The following is a 23,337-nucleotide window of genomic DNA, read 5'->3' as shown; positions in this document are numbered from 1 at the left end:
CAGCCTGTTCGGCCCCACGACCGTGCGCTGGTACCCGACCGTTCAGTGGTTCGACGGGGCCGGCTTCGCCGATCTTCTCCGCACGACCTCGATCTACCGAAAGCTCGACCACGACGTCCGTGAGCCGCTACTGGACGCCATCGCCGAGCGCATCCGCACGCGGATGGGCGACCGGGCGCCACGCCGTTACCTGAGCGTCCCGCGTGTCGGACAGCGCGCCGAGTAGGCACCAGAGGTGCAGGCGAAGTTGTAGAGATCGTGAGTGTCCGTAAGGGGAACCCCCAACGAACACCCGACAAGGTCGCCGGCACCCAGCCCCGAGCAGGCCAGGCCGCGTCTCATAAGACCCGTCCGGAAGTTGTCTCACTTGTCGGGGGCTATCCGTACGCTCCCCCGGTGACCGCGACCCTGATCGGCTACGCCCGCTGCTCCACCGACGCCCAGGACCTCACCGCGCAACGCAGTCGGCTCGCCGAACTCGGCGTCCCCGCCGACCGGATCTACCTCGACCGCGGCCTGACCGGTACAACACGCGCCCGGCCCGGCCTCGACCAGGCCCTCGCCGCCGTCCGAACCGGCGACACGCTCGTGGTCCCGAAACTCGACCGGCTTGCCCGCTCGGTGCCCGACGCCCGCGACATCGCCGACTCCCTGGCCGCCCGCGGCATCCGGCTCTCGCTCGGCGGCACGGTCTACGACCCGACCGACCCGATGGGCAAGATGTTCTTCAACATCCTCGCCACCTTCGCCGAGTTCGAGGTCGACCTGCTGCGCCTGCGCACCCGCGAGGGCATGGCGGTCGCCCGGGCCCGCGGGAAGCTACGCGGCAAGCAGCCCAAACTGTCGACCAAGCAGCAGCGCGAGCTGCGCCGGATGCACGCCACCGGCGAGTACACGATCTCTGACCTCGGCGAGCTATTCAGCGTCTCCCGGGCCACCGTGTACCGGACGCTGGGCCAGGCCGGACTGCAGGCCGCCGTCGCCACCCTGCCCGCGGACACCCGACCTACGCCCACGGTCGAGCCCTACGACCAACTGCTGACTCGCGCCCCAGCGCGGAACGACGCCTGACACCCGCGACCGGCAACAGCCAGCCGCAGAGGCAGACGATCTATGAACCGCCCCGGGTTTCCAACGACTACGCGCTGGAACAGACCCGCTAACGCCACTGACCGTTCGGTTGCTGCTCAAGCCCCTTCACCCACGCGGGCGGCAAGCAGACCCGCACTGCGGAGCTGAAGCGGAACCTGATCGCGGTACTGATCGCGCATGCCACCAACCTCGGGCTGACCCGCATGGCGGACGCCTGCGGCATCTCCTACGACGTCCTGGCCTGGACCGCCGAGTGGTACGTCCGGGAGGAGACGCTGCGCGCAGCGAACCTGGCCCTCATCGGCTACCACCAGAAGCTGCCACTGACCCCGATCTTCGGTACGGGCATGCTGTCCTCCAGCGACGGGCAGCGGTTCCCCACCCGCGGCAAGTCCGTCACCGCCAGGGCATTGAGCAGGTACTTCGCCCACGAGGGCCTGTCGACATACACACACGTGACCGATCAGCACACCACCTACGGCACGAAGGTCATCGTCGCGACCAAGCGCGAGGCGCACTACGTGCTGGACGAGATCCTCGGCAATGCCACCGACATCCCGATCGTCGAGCACGCGACCGACACCCACGGGGTCACGTTGGTCAACTTCGGCCTGTTCGACCTGCTGGGGTTGCAGCTCTCACCCCGCATCCGGGACCTGGGGAAGATCACCCTCTGTCGGACCGGACCGAAGACCGAGGTGAGCGCGGCGTACCCGCTCGCGGGGCCCCTGCTGACCCGCCGCTGCAACCTCGACCTGGTCGCCGGGCATTGGGATGACCTGCTGCGCCTGGCCGGGTCGCTGAAGTTCGGGCACGCCACTGCGTCGCTGCTGGTCAGCAAGCTCTCGGCGTCCGGCCGGCAGAACGCACTCGCGGCAGCGCTCAAAGAGTATGGGGCGTTGCGGCGCACGATCTACGCCGCTCGGTACCTGTCCGACCCGGCGTACCGGCGCAAGATCTCCCGCCAGCTCAACAAGGGTGAGTCGCTGCACGCGCTGAAGCGGGACCTGCTTTATGCGCATGAGGGCACGGTGCGTGCCCGTCACCTCGAGCAGCAGACCGAGCAGGCATGGTGCCTGACCCTGGCCACCAACGCCGTGGTGACGTGGACAACCGAGTACTACGGGCTCGCGGTCGACTCGATGCGCGGGGCCGGCCGGCGCATAGACGACGAGGTGCTCGCGCACATCTCCCCCGCGCACAGCGAAAACATCAACTTCTTCGGCGCGATCGAGGTGGACATCGAGGGCGAGCTCGCGCAGCTCGGGCCAACCGGGTACCGACCGCTACGCGTCCGCGACACCCTGTTCTGACTGGTCAGAGCGGCACTGGCTGGGGCCGCGGTGGCGATGGTGTAGCCATGGGTGTCAACCGCACCGGCCTGGTCGCCGTCGGCTGGAAACACCCGCCAGTGCCAGGCGGCAGACAACCGGTCGGCAGGCACGCGCTCTTCCTCGATGTGAAGATCGCCGTCCACGGCGAGGACGAGAACGACCAAGGCTGCCTCGGCACCGCATGCACGCCGTCGCCCCTCGTCGCGTTCAGCGACTCGGGTCTACGGGCTGTAGCCCGGGCGATGCGGCAGATTGGACGTGCCGCGCAGGGTGTAGCGAACATGGTGGTCACCCGGGCCAGGGTCCAGTGCTGGTCGGCCCGGCCGGGCCCTTTCCTGTTCCTCCCGGACCCCGAGACCCATCTGTTGCAGGGATTTCCTAATACCTCGGTCTCGCAGGCCATATGCTGGGCCTCGCCAAAGTGAGGCTATGCCGCAGGGCTTCGCACATTCGATCACGAAAATCGAACCACGGTAGAAGGTCTGCGACGTTATCAACGTGGCGCCGCCTGCGGGGATTGATTGCATTGAGTTAGCATTAGTTGCGCAGGGCGACCTCGTCGAAGCCTTGGTGACGCCGTCTGTCTGACGGAGGGTAGTGGGCGTGGAGCCTGTCGAACCAAGCATCGTCTGGTACAACAGCCAGACCGGTGAAACCCAGATCTGGTATATGAACGGCCACCAGCTCCTGCGGCGAGGCGCCGTACTGGGCGAGAACGGCGCGCCGGCCTTCATCGGCCCACCCTTCAGCATCGTCGGGACCTCGGGGGATACCTGGGTGGGGAATTGGAAGAAGAAGGCGGCTGAGCTGATCGCTGGCCACCCCGCGCGACTTGCGCTTGGTGTGCCGACAAGTGATGTCAACTGGTCTAAGAATGGCTACTACAATCGAACTTTCGAGTTCGGGGAGGTCCATGTCAGACCCCTCGGAGGAATGGGAGATTGGCGAGGAATTCCCTGCACATACTACGCCGCTGACATCTTCATCGCCGCAGTGAAGTGTTGGGGAACCGACGACCCAGGCGGCGCCGACGAGCCCTACCTGCTCTTTACCGTCATCAACCCCGCGCCGCCCCTTTGCGGGATTCCAGAGAACACCGCAAAGGTGTGGAGATCCCAGGTCTTTGAAGGTGTCGAGCGGGGAGAGATCTTCGCCCAGGATCAGCTCGTGTTCGAGAACGTCGTCGTCGGCGAACACGGAATTTCCCTGAAGATCGCCATAGTCGACCAGGAGCACGGCAGTCCCGAGGCGGTTCGAGCAGAGCTCCAAAAACAGGCTAACCGCCTAGCGCAGTCCCTAAAAGATTTGGGCGACCTTGCGGGCGTAGACGTCCAGAGGGCTATTGAGAGCAGGCACTTGAGGACAACCTACTCGACACCCTCGGGGATCTGACCCTCGGGGCACTTACCGACGTATTCAGCGACGACAAGATCGACGAGAAGACGTGGCGCATACCAGCACGAGTCCTCAGGGGCTGGGTTGACGATGGCACCTTCGACCAATCCGGCGTGGCATACCCGGCAAGCGAACTGCCGCCGAACATCGACACCAACTTTCCATACGAGAACCTCTTCGCCCGCGAGTTGTTGTTCTCCGGCGGCGGGGGCTCCTACAAGGTCTACCTGCGCATAGTTCCACAAAAACTTATTGTTGAGTACGGGCCGCGACCCTGATGCTGGCTCATCGTCGCCGGCACCCTCGAGGACCTGGCCGCCGCGCGCGAACGCGGCCGCGTCGGCGGCCGACTCACGGTCGCCACCTCCGAGTTCATCCGCGCCACCCGCGACCTGTTCCCCAACCCGGACGCCAGCGTCGCCTCGATCGCGAAGCTCCTCGGCGTCAGCCCCGGCACCCCTCTACAACCACATCCCCGACCTACGCGAACTACGCGCCGCTGGCCGGGCCCGCCACCAGCTCGACGCCGCTCCGCCGCAGGCCAGCTAGATCATCGCCGTTTGCACCTGGTGGCGCGTTTCTTACCGCTCTCCCGGAACCGACCCACCGGATAACGGACCATTATCCGGTAACTTGATCCACGCCGGGCCTTGGCGGCCAGCGGAAACGCAGCGACCGCGAGGACACGACTCGCGCGCGTTATCCGGTAGGTCGACCGAGACGACGGAGGCGGAGCCGTATGGCGGCGACGGTGACCCAGCTCGACGCCCGCCGACTCGGACCCGGCCCGGCCGGCGGGCCGACGGTGCGCGCCGCCGTCGACGCGTTCCTCGACGCGCCGGCGGTCAGGGGCAATCCGCACACGCTGCGCGCCTACACGAACGTGCTCGACCGGGTCGCCGAACTCCTCGGCCCGGACCAAGCGCTCGCCGACCTCGTCGCCGACGACATCGGCGACGCTCTGGCCGAGCTGTGGGGCGCTGCGAAGCCGACGACGTGGAACCGCAACCGCGCCGCGGTCGGCTCCTGGCTGGGCTGGTGCACGACCCGGCGGCACTGGACCGCCCCGGCGGTGCCCGCGGCCGCCGAGCGGCGCCGCGAACCCGCCGACGACACCAAGGCCGTCTCCCGGACCCGCATCGACCGGCTCTGCCGCCGCCGTGACGTCCCGCTGCGGGAGAAGACGCTGTGGCGGATGCTCTACGAGTCCGCCAGCAGAGCCTCCGCGGTCCTCGCGCTCAACATCGAGGACCTCGACCTGCCGAACAAGCAGGCCCGGGTTGTCGTCAAGGGCGGCGACACCATGTGGATCACCTGGGGCACCGACACCGCCCATCTGCTACCCCGGTTGATAGCCGGCCGGACCCGCGGCCCGCTATTCCTCTCCGCCCACCGGCCCGGCCCGCACCGGCGCGCGACGACCGACCCGCGCGACCTGTGCCCCGACACCGGCCGGGCCCGCCTCGGCTACGACCGGGCCCGGATCCCGCTCGGCCAGTACGGCGACGGCCTACGCCTCCACCAGCTCCGACACAGCGCGGCCACCCACCTCGGCGACGCCAACACCTCCGCCAACGTGATCATGGCGAAGACCGGGCACAGGTCGCTGCGCTCCGTCCAGCGCTACGTCAAACCCGGCCTCGCGGCCGTGCACCAGGCCACCGAGGCGCTGTCCAGCCCGCGACGCCGGGGATAGGGGTCTCGGTAGGAACGGAACGGAAAACCGGTGTTGCTGTCAAACTTTTTGACAGCCGGCGGAGGTCAGGTCATGCTGCCGGCGATGTTTCCTGCGTCGGCTCACGTCGCGGTGGTCTGGTAGATGTCGGGTGTGCCGTCGCGGTCGACGTCGGTGGTTTCGGCTTCGCGGATCCGCCGGTGGGTGCGGGTTCGGGCGCGCAGCACGAGCGTGGCGAGGCTGGCGGCGAGCAAAGAGCCGGTGAGGACGGCGACCTTCGCCTGGTCGTCGCGGAGGCTGCCTTCGCCGTAGGCGAGCTCGCCGATGAGCAGGGACACGGTGAAACCGATCCCGCCGAGCAGGGCGAGCCCGAGGACGTCGAGCCAGGACAGGTTCTCGTCGAGGTCGGCGCGGGTGAACCGGGCGACGGTGTACGCGGCGGCGAAGATCCCGACCGGTTTGCCGATCACGAGAGCGAGGATGATCCCGACGGCGACGGTGACGGTCAGCGTCTGGGCGAGTCCGCTGCCGCCGCCGAGGGGCACTCCCGCGGCGAGGAAGGCGAACACCGGGACCGTTACTCCCGCGGACAGCGGACGCCAGCGGTGTTCGAACTGCCCGGCCAGTCCGGGTCCGCTGTTCCGGCCGCGCACCGGGACGGTGAAGCCGAGCAGCACCCCCGCGACCGTGGCGTGTACCCCGGATGCGTGTACCAGTGCCCAGGTCGCTCCCGCCAGCGGCAGCAGCAGCCACCACGACCTGATCCGCCGCTGCACCAGCGCGGTGAACAGGGCCAGCGGGACGGTGGCGAGCATCAGCGGGAGCGGGTCGAGATGATGGGTGTAGAACACCGCGATGATCGTGATGGCCAGCAGGTCGTCGACGACGGCGAGCGTCAGCAGGAACGTCCGCAGCGCGGATGGCAGGCGTCGGCCGATGACCGCGAGCACGGCCAGTGCGAACGCGATGTCGGTGGCCGTCGGGATCGCCCAGCCGCGGGCGGCGCCCTGGCCCGCCTGCAGGTTCACGGCGGTGAACAGCACGGCTGGCACGATCACGCCGCCGACCGCCGCCGCGACGGGGACTGCCGCGCGGCGGGGGTCACGCAGATCCCCGGCGAGGAACTCCGATTTCAGCTCCAGCCCGGCCACGAAGAAGAAGACCGCGAGCAGGCCGTCGGAGGCCCACTGGGCCAGGGTGAGGTCCAGATGCAGCGATCCTGGCCCGACCGAGAGGCCACGCAGCGACTCGTAGGTGTCTGCCCAGGGCGAGTTGGCCCAGCCCAGCGCGACCACGGCCGCGGTCAGCAGCAGCACACCCCCGACGGTCTCCTGGCGCAGGATGTCGGCGATCCGCCTGGCCTCAGGCCACGAACCGCGGGCGAACAGGCGGGGCGTGCGGCCACGGGGCACCGTCATGCGGCATCCTTCCGGGAAGGGGTCAGATCTTGCCGACCAGACTTCCCGGCGCACCGCTTCTGACGGTAGTCGAGAGCCTGCCCTGGACGCCGCTGACCCGGCTGGCGACGCGGTGCTGTTCGTGACCATCGGTGGGCACCAGTTGTGCGCCGCGCACCTTCTTAGGGATCTTGAGGATGCGCGGGAGTCCTACCCCGACCAGGCATGGCCCGAGCAGGCTCAGCGGGCCCTTCGTGGGCTGGTCCACGCCTGGAACCAGGCGCGTGCCGCCGGCCTGGCCCGGATCCCGTTCGCCGCCGTGTTGGTCGGGGTCACCGAGTTCCGCGACGCCGTCAAGGTCGGCCTCGCGAGCGTCCCGCGGGCAGCCAGCGGGAAACAGCCACCCGCCCGCAACCTGCTCGAGTGCCTGCGCGACCGCGAGGAAGACGTGCTCCGCTTCGTCGGTGACCTGCGCGTCTGGCCCACGAACAACATCAGTGAGAGGGATCTCAGGCCCTGGCGGACCCAGGAGAACATCTCCGGCCGGCTCACCTCCGAGACCGCCACCCGCGACCGGCTCACCGTCTACAGCTACCTCGTCAGCGGCCGCAAACACGGCCAGAGCGAACTGAAAGCCATGATCGACGCCTTCCGCGGCGCGCCCTGGACACCCCCGGCCGCCGTCCCCACCTGACCCGCGGACCGGACCAGCCTCGGCCCACCACGCCGGCACCACCGGCGCGGTCCACAGCACTGCCCAAAGACCGTCACTTACAGCAAGATCTCTAAGCCACGTGAATGTTTACCAACCCGGTTCCCTGCTCCGTACCTACCGGACCCCGACGATCCCGCGCCTCCCGGCCACGGCCTCCTACTGCGGTGGGCCTGTGTGCGCATCCGATGACCTGACCTGCCGGTAGTGGCCTTGGAAGGCCCCTACGCGACGTCCCAGTGGTGGTAGTTGGTGTCCCACCGCCACGAGAGGCCCACACCGCGGCACCGAGGCAGATGGCTCCGAACAGGACGGGGACCGTTCTTGGGTTCACGCTTGCTGCTGGGCGCGAACGGTTTCACGGTCCGGGCTGGTCGCCGACGGTGCGGTGCGGGGCCAGGTCCAGGCGTACCGCACGATGAGGGCGAGTAGGATCAGTTCCAGTACGATGCCAAGGCCGTAGAAGTACAGCCAGGACTCGCCCACCGCGTTGAATGCCGTGACGGGAACGTAGAGCGAGGCCACGATGAGGTTCGTGATGCGGGTCGCCCGGGCGGGCAGCGTCATCGACAGCACGACCATGAGGATCGGGATGGCCACTAGGGTCAGCGCCGTGGTCGAAAAGGTCTGGGAGAGGTCGAACTCGAAGACCTTGCCGTCGAGGATGTCTTCGATGACGCCGGGCGTGAAGAAGTTGAGAATGTCCACGTAGGCGTACAGGAACATGAAGCTGGTCCACGCCGCGGCGAGCTTGGCTCTCACCGGGATCGGCTGGTCCTCCAGTGTGGTGGTGGGTTGACGCGTTCTCATCATGGGCTCCGTCGTTGGTGAGGATCGGTACGTCCACGATCGCTGAGCCCGGCGGCGGGCACACCGGCCCGGAGGCCGGAGTTCGCCTGGCCGATGAGATGGTCTCTCTCTCGTGCTTTCGGCTGATCCGCCGCTGCCGCGCTGTCCCTACACTGGACAGAAGGTGACGAAGGCGCTGCGCTCGTTGTGGGCCTCGGTCGCCCCCGGCCGGGACCAGTCGTCGTGCATGTACGTCAGGTTCGGTTCAGTGCCCCACCCGGCCGGTGTCGTAGGCCCACATCGCGATCTCGACCCTGTTCCGGGCGCCGATCTTGGTCAGCAGGCTCGCGACGTGGGTCTTGGCGGTCGTCAAGCTGATGAACAGCTCGGCGGCGATCTCCGCGTTCGTGCGGCCGACAGCGACCAGTTTCAGCACCTCCTCCTCGCGTTGGGTGAGCGGCTCGATAGGTTGGGTACGGCGTTTCGATGAGGCCCCCGCGGCAAGGGTCGCTAGCAGCCTGCGGGTGATGTTCGGCGCGATCAGGGCATCGCCGACGGTGGCGGCATGGACAGCCTGCACCAGCAACTCTGGCCCGGCATCCTTGAGGAGAAATCCTCGGGCTCCGGCCCGAAGCGCGCCGTGGACGTACTCGTCCAGGTCGAACGTCGTGATCACCACCACCGCGATGGGGTCCGCTACGCCCCGCCCTGCGAGGAGCTCGGTCACCTCGATGCCGTCCAGCCCGGGCATCCGAATGTCGACCAGGCACACGTCGGGGCGGAGCCGATGCGCCAGCTCGACGGCGGCCTTGCCGTCGGCGGCTTGGCCGACGACCTCGATGTCGGGCTGGGCGTCAAGGATCATCGACAGGCCGGTGCGCACCAGATCCTGGTCGTCTGCCACCAGCACGCGCGTCGTCATAGGGGCAAATCCATCGGCAGCTCGGCGTCGACCGCCCACCCGCCCTCGGGCGTCGGCCCAGCGCGTAGCGTGCCGCCGAGCAGCTGCACGCGCTCGGTCATCCCCAGCAGCCCGAAACCGTGGGTCGCTGGCCGCGCCGGGTCGATCTGGCCGTCGTCGGTCACGCGGAGCCGCAGCCTTCCTGCGCCCTCGACGACCCTGATCTCCACACGCGAGGCGTTTCGGGCGTGCCGCAGCGCGTTGGTCAGCGCCTCCTGCGCCATCCGGTACACGGCGGCGTCGACCTGGGGCCGAAGTCCGGCCAGATCACCCGCCAACTCCACGTCGACGACGGGGTCCGGTTCGCGGCGGGCGAGGAACACCAGGTCGGCGACGCCGGGCTGGGGACCGTACTCCGCCGGCGCTCCGTCACGCAGCACCCGGACCATCGCTCGCATCTCCGCCAGCGTCCGCGACGCTTCCCCCTCGATGATCGCAAGCGCCTCGAGCGCCGCTTCAGGTCGCTTCGCGGCCATCGTCATGCCAGCCTGCGCTTGCAGAGCGATCGCCGAGACGTGGTGGGCGACCGAGTCGTGCAGCTCGCGCGCGAGGCCGACGCGCTCCTGGCTGCGGACCTGGTCGAGCGCCCGGCGCCGACTCTCGGCGCGGTAGCGGAACGCCGCTCCGCCCGCTGCCGCCGCCGCCAGGACCGCCAACCCGCCGAAGAGCTCGGCTGGCCCGGTGTAGTCGGTCGCAAAGCTGAACACCGCGGCGACCGCAACCACCAGCAGCCCAATCACGATCTGACGCCCTGTGCCCCAGCGGACCAGCGAATAGACGAGCACCAGGATGTAGATCATCGTGTTTAGGCCCACGCCTGGGGTCCCGCCCAGCCAGCTCGCCAGTCCTAACGCCATCCCGGTGCCGAAGCCCACCACGACGCAGACCAACGGGTGAGCACGCCGCCATAGCAGCACCGGCGCAAGTCCGACCGTCACGATCGTCACGACCGGCCCCCAGGTGACGTCCTCTCGGAGGGTTCCTTCGAGCAACGCCGCCACCATCACCACGCCGACCAGCACCCGGTCGAGCCACACCCGTTCGGGCGTGTCCGCGGCGCGGGGCTCGTCCCAGAGCGAGCGCAGGCCGGTAGTGAACACACACCCAGCCTAGAGACAGCCCAGGCGTCGGAGACCCACCGAAAGAACGAGACGCCGCTCCCCCCAATGGCAGAGGCGGGTCCGGCCTCGACGCCGATGTGCCGGAAGGCCGGCCGCGGCGAGGCTTCCGGTCATGATCACTGTTGACCACCTGACCAAGAGCTATCGCGGCATGACCGCCGTCAACGACGTCTCGTTCACCGCCCGACCGGGCCGCGTGACTGGCTTCCTCGGCCCCAACGGGGCCGGCAAGTCGACAACCATGCGGATCATGGTCGGCCTGAGCCCGGCCACCTCCGGCCACGTGGAGGTCCTCGGCGCCCGGTACGCCGACCTGCCAAACCCGGGCCTCGCCACCTTGGCGGACTCGACCTCGGGCCGTCAAAAATTTTGACAGCAACACCGGTTTTTCGTTCCGTTCCTACCGGGACCCCGGATAGCCGGGGCCGTCCGGTGAGGTTGGGGGCGCTCAGTCGTCGGCGGGCCTGGGGCCGCGTATGCCTGTCGGACTCGCCCCCACCCGGTGCCGGTGATCGCTTGGGAAGAGGTTGCAGTCGCACGGCGTCGCCTGGTCGGTGTCCAGCCGGCGGTCGTCAGCCGAGAACTCGATCTCGTTCTCGGCTGGGTCGAGAGAGACGAGCAGCGTGTCGGTGACTGGCTGCCAGGGCCCGTAGGTACCACCCGTATGCCTACGCTGGATGATCCGATAGAGCACAAGGCAATTCTTCCGCTACCCGGCGGGCGGGCAAGACCGCGACCCACCGCTTGGGGCCCGCTTCTCCCGTGCGCCAGGCCACCGAGGCGCTCTCCAGCCTGCCCCACCAGGTGTAGCTCGGCATCACCGCAGGTCAGCCATATCCGCCCGATTTTTCTCCGATGCTACGGCGACCCCCGACAAGCGTAGATGTCTGGCCGTCACGGGGTCCGTGGTGACGTTCCGCGCATTGGGGTGCCGGTAAGAAACGTGTCACCAGCCGCAAACGGCGATGATCTAGATGGCCTGTGGCTCGGCGGCGAGTTCGTGGCGGGTCCGGCCGGCGACTCCTCTGGCGTCAGGGACAAGCGCCACGAGATGATCATCTCTATGGCGGATGTGATTTTCTTCGATCTGGACGGCACCCTGGTCGATCATCGAAGCGCGGTCTTGGAAGCGATCGGTCAGATCGTCCAGGCCGCGCCGAACGCGGCGGCTCCACCGGAGGAGCTGGTGATGCTGTGGTGGACGCTTGGAGGGGCGCCACATGCGGGAATACCTGGCCGGTCAGTGCTCCTTCGCTGAGCACCACCGACGCAGGCTCCGTTCCTTCCTGCCGATGCTCGGCGAGCCGGTTCCGGAAAGTCCCGGCCTTCTGGACGCCTGGATCGCCGACCGCTACCTCACCGTGTTCGGGGAGTCCTGTGCGAGGTGGGTACGGCGGCGGCGATCACCGTCCGATAATCGCCGCCGGAACTGCCGCGACGTCGCTCTCGCGTCGCTCACGACTGGCCGTCGCCAGACGAGCCCGCAGGGTCGTTCAGGGCCTGCGGCCGTGGAAGGTGCGGCGCAGGTCGCTCACCCAGGCGTCGGGATTTTCCCAGGGGATGAAGTGGCCGCCGTGGTCATGGGCGTTGACGTTGACGTGGTTGAACCAGTCGGCCTGCGGGCCGGTCTTGAACGCCTGGACGCGCTCGCCCGCCGTGTGGATGCCGGGCGGGTTCTCATAGGTGACGAAGGTGAGGCCGACCGGGGCCTGCACGACTGGGGTGCGGTCGTGGGCGGGGGCCCAGGGGTAGCGGTTGGCGTTGGTGTAGTAACGCATCGACGTGGCGATGGAGTTGTTCACCCAGTAGATCGTGGCGTGGGTGAGCAGGTCGTCCTTGGTGAAGACGGACTCGACGTCGCCGCCGTTGTCGCTCCAGGCGTTCCAGCGTTCCAGCAGCCAGGCGAGCAGTCCGGCGGGTGAGTCGCTCAGCCCGTGGGCCAGGGTGGCGCCGTCGAGCATGTGCACGACGAGGTGGGACGCCGAGCGGTGGTCCAGCTCGATGATCCGGGCGCGGACGTCGGGGGGCTGGTCGTCGGTGAGGGGCCGGTTCCGGGCGAAGTCCCAGGCGCGGGGGCCGGTGAAGAAGTCGAGCGGCAGCCCGGAGCCGATGTGGATGCCGTACAGCTCGTCGGCGTACTTGTGGCCGAGCTGGCTGGAGACGATCCCGCCGATGTCGCAGCCCCCGACGGCGTACTTCTCGTATCCCAGGGTCTCGGTCATCAGGGTGTGCCAGAGGTCGGAGACCTTCCAGAAGTTGACGTCGGAGAAGCCGGTGAGCGGGCCGGGGAAACCGAAGCCGGGCAGGGACGGCACGAGGACGTCGAACGCGTCGGCGGGGTCACCGCCGAACGCGGCCGGGTCGGCGAGCGGGTCGATCACCTTCGACCAGTGCCAGAACGTCCACGGCCAGCCGTGGGTGAGGATCAACGGAATCGGGCGGGGGCCGCGGCCGGGCCTGCGCATGAAGTGCACCGGGACACCGGCGACGCTCACCTGGTAGTGCTCGTAGGCGTTGATGGCGGTCTCTGCCTTGCGCCAGTCGTAGCCGTCCCGCCAGTAGGCGACAAGCTCACGCAGATAGCTGTCCGGGACGCCGTAGGACCAGTCCTCATTCCCCTCGTCCAGCGGCGGACGGGTCAGTGTGAGACGGGCGCGCAGGTCATCGAGGACGTCGTCGGACACATGGATCGGGGCGGGCTCCAGGGGGAAGGCGCGCGGGGGGGTCATGGCGTGATTCTCCTGCTGGATGGCGGGAAGCGGTGTCGTCGGCCTGAGCGACGCGGCGTCTGCTCTACCGACGCCAGGCGAAGGAACACCGCCGTGAACTGCTCCATGCCCGCTACCGCGCTCGCCCCGACCACCTCACCGCGCACGGCCTGAACGCCATCGGATCAGCGCTGGTCAGCCGTATCCGCCCGATTTTCGGCGGATACTTCGGCGACCCCGGTACGAGGGGAAGATCCGCCCACGTGGGAACGCGTCGCGATCAATCGGCCCACCCGCGCCTGTCGATGTCCACATCGCCGGCGTGCATCCTCCCCTCGGACACCGCACCTCCTGGCTGCGAAGTCACTCAGGGCTGAGCCGGTCTGAGCTGGACGAACAGGCTTTCGGCGTCGGCGCACAACGTGTCGCCGTCGAACAGACGACCGGTGAGAAAGAGTTTGCGGCCCTCGACCCGGTCGACCGTCGCGTCCAGGCGCAGCGGCACGTCGACACGGGTCAACGAGCGGAAGGTGACGTTCACGTACACCAACCGGGCGAAGGGCCGCCCCGTGTTGGCCAGCATGGCCAGCGCCTCGTCGAAGCGGGTGCCATCGTCTGACCGCGGCCGGGGAGATCCAGACGGAGCCCCGTCGCCCTCGCGGACTCCGGCACGGTGAACGGCGCCAGCCGGGCGCTGATCCGCGCGAACTGATCGGCGACCTGTGTCACCACCTCGGACGGCGGCCGAACACCGGCAACGACGTCGAGCAGATGACGCAGATTGTCCACGAAACGGCTGAAGTCCGGGCCGCCGGAGCGAGATCCTTCATCAGGGATTGACGGTGTAGTCGCCCAGATCGACCAGGCCGGGATCCTGCTCGATCGCCCTAACCTCGTCGGCGCGCGCATGGGTGATGAAGTGCTGGAGCGTCACCTCGACGAACACCCCCCGCACCTGCACGGCAACCGGCCCGTCCGCGGTATCGAGTCGGCCCTCGGCGCTCACGTAGCTCTTCCGACCGGAAACGCCGTCCACCCGTGCATCGATGAACAAGGTGGAACCGACCGGGACCGGCCGCCGGAAGTCGGTCTCCAGGCGCGCGGTGACCCGGCTCGTGCGGGTCAGATGGCTGAGCAGCCCGAGGGTCTCGTCCAAGGCGCAGGTGAGCAACCCGCCATGACCCAGACCCGGGGCGCCCTGATGATGTTCGGTGACGTCGAACCTGGCCTGCAGCGTCAGCCCTGGGCCGGCGAAGGCCCGCAGGTGCAGGCCGTCGGGCTCACCGGAACCGCAACCGAAGCACCGCACATAGTGCGAGGGCAGTTCCACTCCTGCGGCGGGGGCCTCGGGGTGCCGTTCCGGCACTGTCAGATCCGGCGGGAGGTCCGCACGGTACTCCGTCACGCGACGGACATTACCGAAACACCTGCTGCTCGGCCTACTCGGTGAGGACACCCGGGGCGGCAACGACCTACTCACCCGACTCGGGGCCGACCCTGAACAAGCCCGCCGCCGATCGGGACGCCCGGCGGCTCCTCCGCCGGGACGGCATCAGCCTCGGCGCCGAGGTGGGCGTTCAGCGTCGCCTGCGCGAGGCCCCCCTGAGCTGACAGGTTCGCTGTTTACACGAGGGTCTTCTCCGCTGCCGGTGCCGCGCGGCGGTGAGCTCACCGCCGCCGGTGTGCAGCAGGCAGTCCCCGAGCCGGCCCCGTGGGCGGTGAGGGTGGCCACGGTGCGGGCTTCGACGCGGCGTGCGTCGTGACGGAGCCTGCCCGCATGACGCCGGCGCCCGTTGACGCGCTTCGTGTGGACGTACACCGTCCGGGATCGTTCCGCTTGTGTGATCGTTCTACAGGCGGCGGCTACTTGGACTGCTTCGCGCCGCCGCCCTGGCCAGGCGCGTTCTGGTCTTCGTCGCGGTTCCACAGAGGAGGATCATGTCGGGTGTAGCGATCATGATGTGGCTCGGGCTTCTAGCGCTCGCGGCTCTGAACATCTACGGCAGAGTCAGGAACGGTCCTCCCTCGGACGAGAAGTGGAAGAGGGACCAGCAGGCCTATTGGGATACCCGCGACTCCAACAGGCGGCGGGACGAGCAGTACCGGCAGATGAAGGAGCGGTGGCGCCGGGGGTACTGAGCGACAGCATGATCGTTGCGGGAAGTCAGGACTGCGCCGGCGTGGTTGCCGAAAGTTCGATCGTTACGTGACGACCGTGCTGGCGGGTCGATCAACGTTGACAATGTCGTCCGCGGCCGTCAGGACCACGTTGCCGAGATCCGAGGGCAGGTCGTGGGCGAGGTTGCCCAGCGGCCTCAGACCCCTGTTGCCCGACAGGCGTGGAGACGGCGAAGTGAAGCTCGACATCACCAGCCGGCTCGCGCTCTCCGGATAGCGGCGCCGGACCGTCAGACGGCGGTGTGGTGGGTTAGGGCGGCGTGCGGGTCGGCGCCGTGGGGCGGATGGACGGTGGCGGCGGTCAGCCCCGGGGCACGGCATGGATGAGGGCGTGCTCGGCTGACGGAGTTCAGGCACCCCGACGACACCCTCGTCGTGCCCGCGCTCGACCGCCTCGCCCGCTCGCTCCAAACGTCGACCCCGCCACTCGCCGCCGCACCCGCTGACTCAGGCGACGGAGTAGGTGATCGTGGCGGTGTAGGTGCCGGCCGTCAGCGTCGTCGGGGTGGTGATGACGAGGGTGGGGTTCCAGGTGGCGGCGGTGGCCCCGGCCTGGCCGGTGACGGTGAAGGCGGTCCGTCAGGGCGATCTTGGGATCCCGGCAGTCCTGTCGGATCTCGCCGGACAGGCTCATCCCGCGATGTTCTGCTGGGCGCCGATCATTCGCCGGTAGGACTCGTCATGTAGGACCTGCAGGACGTGGAGGGTCTTGAACAGCCGGCCGTAGGCGACGAAGGCGTTGCCGAGCCCGGTCGGGTTCCCGTCCCGGGTGAGCATGCGGATCACGTCGTGGGCGCGGACCTCCCCGGTGATCAGGGAGCCGGCGACGCGGAGCATGTCTCCTGCCAGTGCTCGACGATCCGGGCCAGGTTCACGACGTGCCCGGAGACACTGTTCAGCGGCCCGTAGTCGACGTCGGGGCGGGTGCGCCACGGCCCGGGTGTCGGCCAGGCCGGTGATCCGCAAACGTCGACGAACAGCTCGTCGGGGTAGCTCGGCCGGACCCGGTCGTAAAGCTCCGGCACCTCGTTGAACAGCCGACCGATCTCACGCCGATGCAGGTCTGCCACCGCACCATGCTCTGCCGAGACTGTCGGACTGTTGACCAGCGATGCCACCGGCCGCCCCGCTCGCCGTTCACGCGAGGGTCTTCTCCGTGGCAGGTGTCGCACGGCGGATCACGATGTCGCCGTGGCCGGTGCGGGCGCGCACGGAGACGGTCTCCTCGTCCGGGTCGGGCTCGTCGGTCGCGTACAGGTCGTTGCGGACCCGGCCGTGCCCGGACAGCAGATCCACCAGCGCGGCGGTGCCCTCGCGGATCCCGACCTCCAGCCGGCCGTGGCCGGAGACCAGTGTGACCGTGCCGCGGACGACCTCCCCGAGACAGATGGCGGCGCGGCCGGCGCGGGCGTGCACACCGGCGCCGGCCCGCTCGACGCTGATCGGCCCGGCGCCGCTGGCGACTGTCAGTGGACCAGCGACCTCTCCGAGATGGATCTCACCGCGGGCGGTCTGGATTCGCGCGGCCCCCTCGACCCGCCCGACCCGGATCGGGCCGCGGGCGGTGGCGATGTCGGCGTCGCCGTCCACGCACCCCACCGACACCGCCGCGTGCGAGGTACGTAGCCGCAGGCCGCCGGTCCGCTCGAGGGTCACCGCGCCGCCGGCGGCGTGCAACTGGCAGTCCCCGAGCCGGCCGCTGGTGGTGAGAGCGGCCGCGGTGCGGGCCTCGACGCGGGAGCCGGCCGGCAGGCTGATCGTCACCACCACCGCGCCGCTGCCACCGAACAGGGAACGCACCGTCCGGTTCGGGCCCCGGATTACCAGCCGCCCGTCGGCGTGGTCGACGGTGGTCTGCTCGGCGGCCCGGGTGTCATGGTCGCTGCCCGGGTCGCGGGGGCGCACCGTCACCACGGTGTCCGTGCGTTCCTCGGCGTCGATGCGTACGGTGCCGGCGCCCACGTCGAGGACGGTGAGGATCGGGGTCGGGGTGTCGAACGTCGCCATGGCAGGTCTCCTCAAGGGTGGATATGGGGACGGGTGGATGGTGCTGTGGGGGCTGCGGTCAGCGGACCCAGCCGCGGTAGCGGTAGCCGCGCGGCGGGTCGGCACGCCGAAGGGTGGCGGCGGTCGGGTCGAGGGCGGTGGTGATCGCCTGCACCAGCCAGGTGTTGACCGACATGCCCGCGTGGGCGGCGGCCTCGTCGACGCGGGGCTTGAGATGTTCCGGCACGCGCAGCGTGATCCGCGCCGTGCGGCCCTCGCTGTCTCCTGGCACCTCTGTCGCCATGCCGCCGCCGGGCGGCGCCGCGGGCACGTCGGCGGTGACGTCACCGCTGACATCTTCGGCCGGCCATGGTGATGTCACGACGAAGTCGGGGTCGCTGCCGCGGAGCCGCACGTCGACCGAGCCGGGTGCCAGCTCGCAGCTGATCTCCTCGGCGGCGGCCGCGAGCGCCTCCAGCAGGACAAGTCTGGCCGCCGACTCCAGCGGGGCGGCGAGCCGCTCGGCCAGGGCCCGCGCCTCCGGCCCGCCCGCTTCCGCGGCGACGGCAAGATCCCGACGCAGACTGTCGACATACGACGCAAGCTCCATGACGCCATCATGACGCCATAGCGGCGTCACCCGCAAGCGGGATGCCGTCATCCCGGTGCCGCGCGGCCGGCCCACCCACCGGCCCCGCTCCCAGGGAAGCGATGACCATCGACTGGTACTGTGCCCACGTCGATCCGCGACCTGAGGAGGTGAGACCCGTTTCCGCTCCACTCACACGGGTGCTCTCCCTCGTCCGCACCGCGGGGCACCGCCTCTGACGTGAGGTGGCCGCCGGGAGCATCCCCACGCATCCCGGAAGGCAACGCCACCATGCGTCTCACCTCGCAGACAGTCAGCAACGGCGTCACCGAGCGCCTGTTCACCCACGGCGGGATCCCCGGCGCGCTCTGGACCCCGGCCGACGCCCACGGTCCCCGCCCCCTGGTCCTGCTCGGCCACGGAGGCGGCCAGTACAAGACCGCCCCAGGCCTACTCGCCCGCGCCCACCGCTACGTGACACGCCACGGTTTCGCGGTGACGGCGATCGACGCACCGGGCCACGGCGACCGGCCGAAAACCGCGCACGACGAGCAGTTCACCGCACGGCTGCGGCAGCAGATGGCGACCGGCGAGCCCGTCGCCGCGCTGATCGCCCAGGACAACGCCCGCCGCGCCACCCAGGCCGTACCCGAATGGCAGGCCACCCTCGACGCCCTCCAGAACGTCGACGACGTCGGCGCGGCCGGCCCCGTGGGCTACTGGGGTGTGTCGCTGGGTAGCAGGATCGGCATGCCGTTCGTCGCCGCCGAACCGAGAATCACCGCCGCCGTGTTCGGTCTCGTCGGCTGCGACACCCGTACCGGCGACACCCTCACCGACGCCGCAGCCCGCCTCACCGTCCCGGTACGGTTCCTGCTCCAGTGGGACGACGAACTCGTACCCCGCGAGACCGGCCTCGCCCTGTTCGACGCCATCGCCTCCCCGGACAAGACGCTGCACGCCAACCCCGGCCGGCACGTCGACCTCCCAGGGTCGAAATGGACAGCGACGAACGCTTCCTCACCCACCACCTCACCGGAAAGCCCCAGTCGAACCCGCTCTGACCCGCACTGACATCGATCAGGCTGCGGCACACACAATGAGCGGGTGCGTGCCGCAGCACACGTCGAACGACCCCGCCCCGCCGCCGCGTGGCGCGGACTCGCAGCACTCGCGCTCGCCGGCGGCACCGTCGTCCTGCTCACCGGCCTGATCGCCCGCGAACTCGGCCCGCCGCCGTAGCGAAACTTCTCCACCCACAACGGGCGAAGAAAAGAAGAAGGCAAGGAAGTCTACCCACTCCTTGCCACTTCTAAGATATAGCACACCGGGGGGCTTGCGGCAAGACCAGGGTGGTGCTGCAGAATCTCCAGCCGAAGCCAGGACCTGCGGAAATCGGGGATCGCGACGCACGCGCAGGCGCGGATATCCGCGCCGCCGGACCGCGCGACGCACCTGGCCGAAAACGCACTCTCGGTGAATGGTGAATGAGGATTCATGATTGACGTGATAGTGGTGGGCGGCGGACCGACCGGCCTGATGCTGGCCAGCGAGCTGCGACTGCACGGCGTGGACGCGCTCGTGCTCGAGAAGGACACCGAGCCGACCCCGGTCGTGCGGGCACTCGGCCTGCATGCCCGCAGCATCGAGATCATGGACCAGCGCGGCCTGCTCGACCGGTTCCTCGCACTCGGCACCCAGTACCCGGTCGGTGGATTCTTCGCCGGCATCAGCAAACCCGCCCCTGACCGGCTCGACACCGCACACCCCTACGCCCTCGGCATCCCACAGCCCATCACCGACCGGCTGCTCGCCGAGCACGCCACCGAACTCGGCGCCGAGATCCGACGCGGCCACGAACTGGTCGGCCTGCGCCAGGACGACGACGCGGTGACCGCTGAACTGGCCGACGGCACCCGGCTACGCGCCCGCTACCTCGTCGGCTGCGACGGCGGCCGCAGCACCGTGCGCAAACTGCTCGGCGTCGCCTTCCCCGGCGAGCCCACCAGACACGAGACGCTGCTCGGCGAGGTGGAGCTGACCGCGCCGGCGGAAACGGTGAACGCCGTGGTGACCGAGGTCCGCAAAACCCACAAACGGTTCGGCGCCGTGCCACTGGAGAACGGGGTGTACCGCCTCGTCGCACCCGCCGAAGGGGTCACCGAGGACCGCACCCCGCCCACCCTGGACGAGCTCAAGCAGCAGATGCGCAAGCTCGCCGGCACCGACTTCGGCGCGCACTCACCACGCTGGCTCTCCCGCTTCGGTGACGCCACCCGGCAGGCCGAACGCTACCGGACCGGCCGGGCCCTGCTCGCCGGCGACGCGGCACACATCCACCCGCCGGCCGGCGGGCAGGGACTCAACCTCGGCGTCCAGGACGCGTTCAACCTCGGCTGGAAACTCGCTGCCGAGATCACCGGCTGGGCACCAGCGGGCCTGCTGGACAGCTACCACACCGAACGGCACCCGGTAGCCGCCGACGTCCTGAACAACACCCGCGCGCAGATGGAACTGATGTCCCTCGAACCCGGCCCCCAGGCAGTCCGCCGACTCCTGACCGAACTGATGGACTTCGACGACGTCAACCGGCACCTCACCGAAAAGATCATCGCGATCGGGATCCGCTACGACCTTGGCGAGGGCCATCACCTGCTCGGCCGGCGGATGCGCGACATCGCACTAAAACACGACCGCCTCTACGCGCTGATGCACCGCGGCCGCGGACTGCTCCTCGACCAGACCGGCCAACTCTCCGTCGCCGGCTGGGCGGACCGGGTCGACCACGTCGTCGACGTCAGCGAGGAACTGGACGTCCCCGCCGCGCTCCTACGCCCAGACGGACACATCGCCTGGGTCGGCGAAAACCAGCAGGATCTGCTCAGCCACCTACCCGCCTGGTTCGGCGCCGCCACCACCTGAACGCGCCCCCGGTGGCCGGCCGGCGCCACTACAGCGCCTGACCCGAGGTCAGCCGAGGTTCCGCCGATACCGCACAAGCCTGTCCCTGGAGGAGCCGTCCGGCTCCCAACCCAGCTGCGAGTAGAAACGGACCGCGCGGGTGTTCGCCTCCAACACCCACAACATCGCGGACATGTAACCGGCCGCGTGCAACCCGCGGACCGCCGCGGCCATCAGGTGACGCCCCACCCCCTGCCGCCAGGCCGCCGGTAGAACATAGAACCCGGTGATCTCCCCGACCCCGACCGCGTCCGGGTCGTCGTCCTCAGCGGGACGCAGGTCCACGAAACCGACAATGGCACCCGCATCGTCCGCGACCAGGACACCCCGCCCCGGCCAACTCGTCTGCCGCACCGTCGCGGTCCACCGGGGCACCCGCTGCGCCGGCCGCAACCCGTCGAGCAGCGGCTGCGGCAACAACCCCCGATACCCGGCCTGCGAGGACAGCACATGCACCCGCGCGATCCCCTCGGCATCGGCAACACCAGCCTGACGGACCTGCACATCACGATCATCCCACCGTGACGTCCGCTGACCAACACGGATCAACAGCGCGAACCGCCGTACCCCGCCAACATCGCGTGCCGTCCTCAGCGGTGAGGGTGCTGGCCGGTCGGACGGATGACGATCTCGCTGATGTCGACAGCGTCGGGTTGGTCGAGGGCGAACAGGACAGCGCGGGCGACGTCCTCCACATCGAGCACCGGGTCGGTGACACGGTCGGGTGATCTTTCGCCGGTGTCGACCAGGCCAGGCTGAATGAGGGTGACGCGGACACCGGTGTGGGTGGCCTCGGCGCGGATCGACTGGGCGAGGGCGGTCACAGCCCACTTCGTCGCCGAGTACAGCTGGCCGGGGACAGTGACACGGCCAGCCACCGATCCGGTGAGAACCAGGTGCCCACGAGAGCGGGCGAGAGTGGGCAGGGTGGCGCGGGCGACGAGAGCGGTGCCGTAGACGTTCGTCAGCACCATCTCGCGCCACTGCTCCGGGGAGCCGGTGGCGTGCAGGAACGAGGTCGGAGTGAACACCCCGGCGTTGACGAACACCGCGTCGAGCCGGCCGAACGCATCCTCGGCGCAGGCGGGGAGGGCGGCGACCTGAGCCCAGTCCTGCACGTCACAGGGCGCCACCACGGCCTTGGCTGGGCCGCCGAGGTCCGCGGCGAGAGCGCGCAACGCGGAGCGGGACCGGGCGGCCAGCACGAGCGACCAGCCCATACCCGCGGCCAGGCGTGCGGTCGCAGCGCCAATGCCGGAAGAGGCGCCGGTGATCAGGAGAACGGGTGCGGTCATGCCGACACATCGTGCCCGCTAGGTTTCCCGCATGCAGGAGCCCTCGCCGCGCCCCCCGACACTGCGCCTGACGCAGGCCGGCACCGTCGGCGAACGCGAGATCCTCACCGCCGGGTGAACTGACCGGGGGGGCCGCCCCGCCAGGCGTGTCCATGACACCCACCACCACTGTCAGCTCGGGAGATCTCCCCGCCGGTAACGCGCCCGCCGCCCGCGGCGACGCCGGCTCCCGGCCGCCCGCGGCAACGGACGGTTCATCATGGTCGCCATGGCCCTACCCGATCCGCTGCGCGGCGACTGCGGGAACTGCTTCGGCCTGTGCTGCGTGGCACCGGCCTTCGCCGCCTCCGCGGACTTCGCCATCGACAAGAAGGCCGGGCAGCCCTGCCCCAACCTGCAGAAGGACAACCGCTGCGGCGTCCACGGCCAGCTACGCGACCGCGGCTTCACCGGATGCGCCGTCTTCGACTGCTTCGGTGCGGGACAACACGTCAGCCAGGTCACCTTCGACGGACAGGACTGGCGGCACACCCCCCGCCTCGCCCGACAGATGTTCGCGGTCTTCCCCGTCATGCGCCAACTGCACGAACTGCTCTGGTACCTGACCGCCGCACTCGACCTCGGGCCGGCCCAGCCGATACACCCCGAGCTGGCCGCCGCCCGCGACCAGACTCGACGACTCACCCACGCCACCCCAGAGCAACTCACCGCACTGGACATCACCCGCCACCGCCATGACGTCAACCTGCTCCTGCAACAGGCAAGCGACCTGGCACGCGCACGGGCGGGCCGGCGCCGGCCGCAGTACCGCGGCGCTGACCTCACCGGCGCCAACCTGCGACGCACCGACCTGAACGGGGCCAACCTGCGCGGAGCACGACTCATCGGCGCCGACCTGCGCAACGCAGACCTGACCACAGCCGATGTGACCGGCGCCGACCTACGCGCCGCGAACCTGCGCGGCACACGCCTCGCCGACACCCTCTTCCTGACCCAGACACAGCTCGACTCCGCGCACGGCAACCTCGACACCACCATCCCCGCAACGCTGAGCCGGCCCCGCCACTGGCACACCAAGCCTCCTCCGGTAGCGGATGCGGTCTGATTCGTCTCCACGTCACCGTCGACCACACCTGGTTCGCAG

26 protein-coding genes and 4 pseudogenes are annotated in these 23,337 nt (G+C 69.3%); 16 read left to right on the top strand and 14 right to left on the bottom strand.

Features of this window, described 5'->3' with window-relative positions:
• Position 1 precedes the first annotated feature (1 nt).
• From E0504_RS30305 to E0504_RS30275, 7 genes and pseudogenes are all read left to right on the top strand, one after another.
• Positions 2-226: pseudogene (locus E0504_RS30305) on the top strand (hypothetical protein); the annotation flags it as partial.
• A gap of 170 nt (positions 227-396) precedes the next feature.
• Positions 397-1,071: a recombinase family protein gene (locus E0504_RS30300; RefSeq protein ID WP_112107056.1), complete on the top strand. Its 675-nt coding sequence runs from the start codon at positions 397-399 to the stop codon at positions 1,069-1,071.
• A gap of 125 nt (positions 1,072-1,196) precedes the next feature.
• Positions 1,197-2,405, top strand: a pseudogene (locus E0504_RS30295) (transposase); the annotation flags it as partial.
• A gap of 47 nt (positions 2,406-2,452) precedes the next feature.
• Positions 2,453-2,851, top strand: coding sequence for a hypothetical protein (locus E0504_RS30290; protein ID WP_131626267.1), 399 nt, complete (start codon positions 2,453-2,455; stop codon positions 2,849-2,851).
• Positions 2,852-3,029: 178 nt separating this feature from the next.
• On the top strand, positions 3,030-3,818 hold the full coding sequence (locus E0504_RS30285; protein ID WP_131626266.1) for a hypothetical protein: 789 nt from the start codon (positions 3,030-3,032) through the stop codon (positions 3,816-3,818).
• A 116-nt stretch (positions 3,819-3,934) separates the two neighbouring features.
• Positions 3,935-4,099, top strand: a complete 165-nt coding sequence (locus tag E0504_RS50585; RefSeq protein ID WP_165938652.1) for a hypothetical protein — start codon at positions 3,935-3,937, stop codon at positions 4,097-4,099.
• A 461-nt stretch (positions 4,100-4,560) separates the two neighbouring features.
• Complete coding sequence (locus tag E0504_RS30275) at positions 4,561-5,517, top strand: site-specific integrase (protein WP_112107053.1); 957 nt, start codon at positions 4,561-4,563, stop codon at positions 5,515-5,517.
• 101 nt (positions 5,518-5,618) lie between these two features.
• Here E0504_RS30275 and nhaA read toward each other — a convergent pair whose 3' ends face one another.
• Complete coding sequence (gene nhaA / locus E0504_RS30270) at positions 5,619-6,914, bottom strand: Na+/H+ antiporter NhaA (protein WP_112107052.1); 1,296 nt, start codon at positions 6,912-6,914, stop codon at positions 5,619-5,621.
• Here nhaA and E0504_RS30265 point away from each other — a divergent pair.
• On the top strand, positions 6,913-7,587 hold the full coding sequence (locus E0504_RS30265; protein WP_131626265.1) for a transposase: 675 nt from the start codon (positions 6,913-6,915) through the stop codon (positions 7,585-7,587). The two genes, nhaA and E0504_RS30265, sit on opposite strands and share 2 nt — an antisense overlap.
• A gap of 348 nt (positions 7,588-7,935) precedes the next feature.
• Here the strand turns inward: E0504_RS30265 and E0504_RS30260 are convergent, their stop codons facing one another.
• The 3 genes from E0504_RS30260 to E0504_RS30250 all read right to left on the bottom strand — a co-directional run bounded on the left by E0504_RS30260 (position 7,936) and on the right by E0504_RS30250 (position 10,455).
• Positions 7,936-8,415, bottom strand: a complete 480-nt coding sequence (locus E0504_RS30260; protein WP_112107073.1) for a DUF6326 family protein — start codon at positions 8,413-8,415, stop codon at positions 7,936-7,938.
• A gap of 244 nt (positions 8,416-8,659) precedes the next feature.
• Positions 8,660-9,316 (bottom strand): response regulator transcription factor, encoded by a 657-nt coding sequence (locus tag E0504_RS30255; protein WP_112107050.1) that lies wholly within the window; start codon positions 9,314-9,316, stop codon positions 8,660-8,662.
• On the bottom strand, positions 9,313-10,455 hold the full coding sequence (locus E0504_RS30250) for a sensor histidine kinase (RefSeq protein WP_112107049.1): 1,143 nt from the start codon (positions 10,453-10,455) through the stop codon (positions 9,313-9,315). Before E0504_RS30250 ends, E0504_RS30255 begins: the two co-directional genes overlap by 4 nt.
• Positions 10,456-10,588: 133 nt before the next feature.
• Between E0504_RS30250 and E0504_RS30245 the strand changes: the two are divergent.
• Positions 10,589-10,804, top strand: a pseudogene (locus tag E0504_RS30245) (ATP-binding cassette domain-containing protein); the annotation flags it as partial.
• A gap of 120 nt (positions 10,805-10,924) precedes the next feature.
• Here the strand turns inward: E0504_RS30245 and E0504_RS30240 are convergent.
• Positions 10,925-11,170 carry a hypothetical protein gene (locus tag E0504_RS30240; RefSeq protein ID WP_112107048.1) on the bottom strand — a complete coding sequence of 82 codons (246 nt, stop codon included), beginning with the start codon at positions 11,168-11,170 and terminating at the stop codon, positions 10,925-10,927.
• A gap of 189 nt (positions 11,171-11,359) precedes the next feature.
• Between E0504_RS30240 and E0504_RS30235 the strand changes: the two genes are divergently transcribed.
• Positions 11,360-11,734, top strand: coding sequence for an HAD family hydrolase (locus tag E0504_RS30235; RefSeq protein WP_207974611.1), 375 nt, complete (start codon positions 11,360-11,362; stop codon positions 11,732-11,734).
• Between the two features lie 235 nt (positions 11,735-11,969).
• Here E0504_RS30235 and E0504_RS30230 read toward each other — a convergent pair whose 3' ends face one another.
• The 3 genes from E0504_RS30230 to E0504_RS30220 form a co-directional block, all read right to left on the bottom strand.
• Positions 11,970-13,205, bottom strand: coding sequence for an epoxide hydrolase family protein (locus E0504_RS30230; protein WP_112107046.1), 1,236 nt, complete (start codon positions 13,203-13,205; stop codon positions 11,970-11,972).
• Between the two features lie 346 nt (positions 13,206-13,551).
• Positions 13,552-13,767 carry a hypothetical protein gene (locus E0504_RS52400; protein ID WP_235014183.1) on the bottom strand — a complete coding sequence of 72 codons (216 nt, stop codon included), beginning with the start codon at positions 13,765-13,767 and terminating at the stop codon, positions 13,552-13,554.
• A gap of 246 nt (positions 13,768-14,013) precedes the next feature.
• Positions 14,014-14,589: a PaaI family thioesterase gene (locus E0504_RS30220; RefSeq protein ID WP_165938651.1), complete on the bottom strand. Its 576-nt coding sequence runs from the start codon at positions 14,587-14,589 to the stop codon at positions 14,014-14,016.
• A 22-nt stretch (positions 14,590-14,611) separates the two neighbouring features.
• Between E0504_RS30220 and E0504_RS54405 the strand changes: the two genes are divergently transcribed.
• A complete protein-coding gene (locus E0504_RS54405) occupies positions 14,612-14,947 on the top strand; it encodes a hypothetical protein (protein ID WP_112107071.1) in 336 nt (111 codons plus the stop codon).
• Positions 14,948-15,122: 175 nt separating this feature from the next.
• Positions 15,123-15,323, top strand: coding sequence for a hypothetical protein (locus E0504_RS30210; protein ID WP_112107045.1), 201 nt, complete (start codon positions 15,123-15,125; stop codon positions 15,321-15,323).
• A gap of 669 nt (positions 15,324-15,992) precedes the next feature.
• Here E0504_RS30210 and E0504_RS30200 read toward each other — a convergent pair.
• The 4 genes from E0504_RS30200 to E0504_RS30185 form a co-directional block, all read right to left on the bottom strand.
• The gene (locus tag E0504_RS30200) at positions 15,993-16,199 is read right to left on the bottom strand and encodes a Tn3 family transposase (protein WP_112107044.1); all 207 of its coding nucleotides are present in this window, start codon (positions 16,197-16,199) and stop codon (positions 15,993-15,995) included.
• Positions 16,175-16,432 (bottom strand): hypothetical protein, encoded by a 258-nt coding sequence (locus tag E0504_RS30195; protein ID WP_112107043.1) that lies wholly within the window; start codon positions 16,430-16,432, stop codon positions 16,175-16,177. The genes E0504_RS30200 and E0504_RS30195 overlap by 25 nt, the downstream gene beginning before the upstream one ends.
• A gap of 67 nt (positions 16,433-16,499) precedes the next feature.
• The gene (locus E0504_RS30190; RefSeq protein ID WP_112107042.1) at positions 16,500-17,369 is read right to left on the bottom strand and encodes a hypothetical protein; all 870 of its coding nucleotides are present in this window, start codon (positions 17,367-17,369) and stop codon (positions 16,500-16,502) included.
• Between the two features lie 58 nt (positions 17,370-17,427).
• Positions 17,428-17,958 (bottom strand): toxin-antitoxin system HicB family antitoxin, encoded by a 531-nt coding sequence (locus tag E0504_RS30185; RefSeq protein WP_165938650.1) that lies wholly within the window; start codon positions 17,956-17,958, stop codon positions 17,428-17,430.
• 270 nt (positions 17,959-18,228) lie between these two features.
• Here E0504_RS30185 and E0504_RS52395 point away from each other — a divergent pair.
• The 3 genes and pseudogenes from E0504_RS52395 (at position 18,229) to rox (ending at position 20,859) form a co-directional block, all read left to right on the top strand.
• Positions 18,229-19,001, top strand: a pseudogene (locus E0504_RS52395) (dienelactone hydrolase family protein).
• A 43-nt stretch (positions 19,002-19,044) separates the two neighbouring features.
• The gene (locus E0504_RS53590; protein ID WP_255565710.1) at positions 19,045-19,179 is read left to right on the top strand and encodes a hypothetical protein; all 135 of its coding nucleotides are present in this window, start codon (positions 19,045-19,047) and stop codon (positions 19,177-19,179) included.
• Positions 19,180-19,434: 255 nt separating this feature from the next.
• Complete coding sequence (rox, locus tag E0504_RS30175) at positions 19,435-20,859, top strand: rifampin monooxygenase (protein WP_112107040.1); 1,425 nt, start codon at positions 19,435-19,437, stop codon at positions 20,857-20,859.
• A gap of 48 nt (positions 20,860-20,907) precedes the next feature.
• Here rox and E0504_RS30170 read toward each other — a convergent pair whose 3' ends face one another.
• Together E0504_RS30170 and E0504_RS30165 are read right to left on the bottom strand one after the other, a co-directional pair.
• The gene (locus E0504_RS30170) at positions 20,908-21,402 is read right to left on the bottom strand and encodes a GNAT family N-acetyltransferase (RefSeq protein WP_112107039.1); all 495 of its coding nucleotides are present in this window, start codon (positions 21,400-21,402) and stop codon (positions 20,908-20,910) included.
• 86 nt (positions 21,403-21,488) lie between these two features.
• Positions 21,489-22,193, bottom strand: coding sequence for an SDR family oxidoreductase (locus E0504_RS30165; protein WP_112107038.1), 705 nt, complete (start codon positions 22,191-22,193; stop codon positions 21,489-21,491).
• A gap of 259 nt (positions 22,194-22,452) precedes the next feature.
• Between E0504_RS30165 and E0504_RS53585 the strand changes: the two genes are divergently transcribed.
• On the top strand, positions 22,453-23,298 hold the full coding sequence (locus E0504_RS53585; RefSeq protein ID WP_112107037.1) for a pentapeptide repeat-containing protein: 846 nt from the start codon (positions 22,453-22,455) through the stop codon (positions 23,296-23,298).
• Positions 23,299-23,337 lie beyond the last annotated feature (39 nt).

The sequence above is a fragment of the Parafrankia sp. BMG5.11 genome, assembly GCF_004337455.1.
Note: the sequence above shows the minus strand (reverse complement) of the source record. Positions and strands in the feature narration are given on the sequence as shown.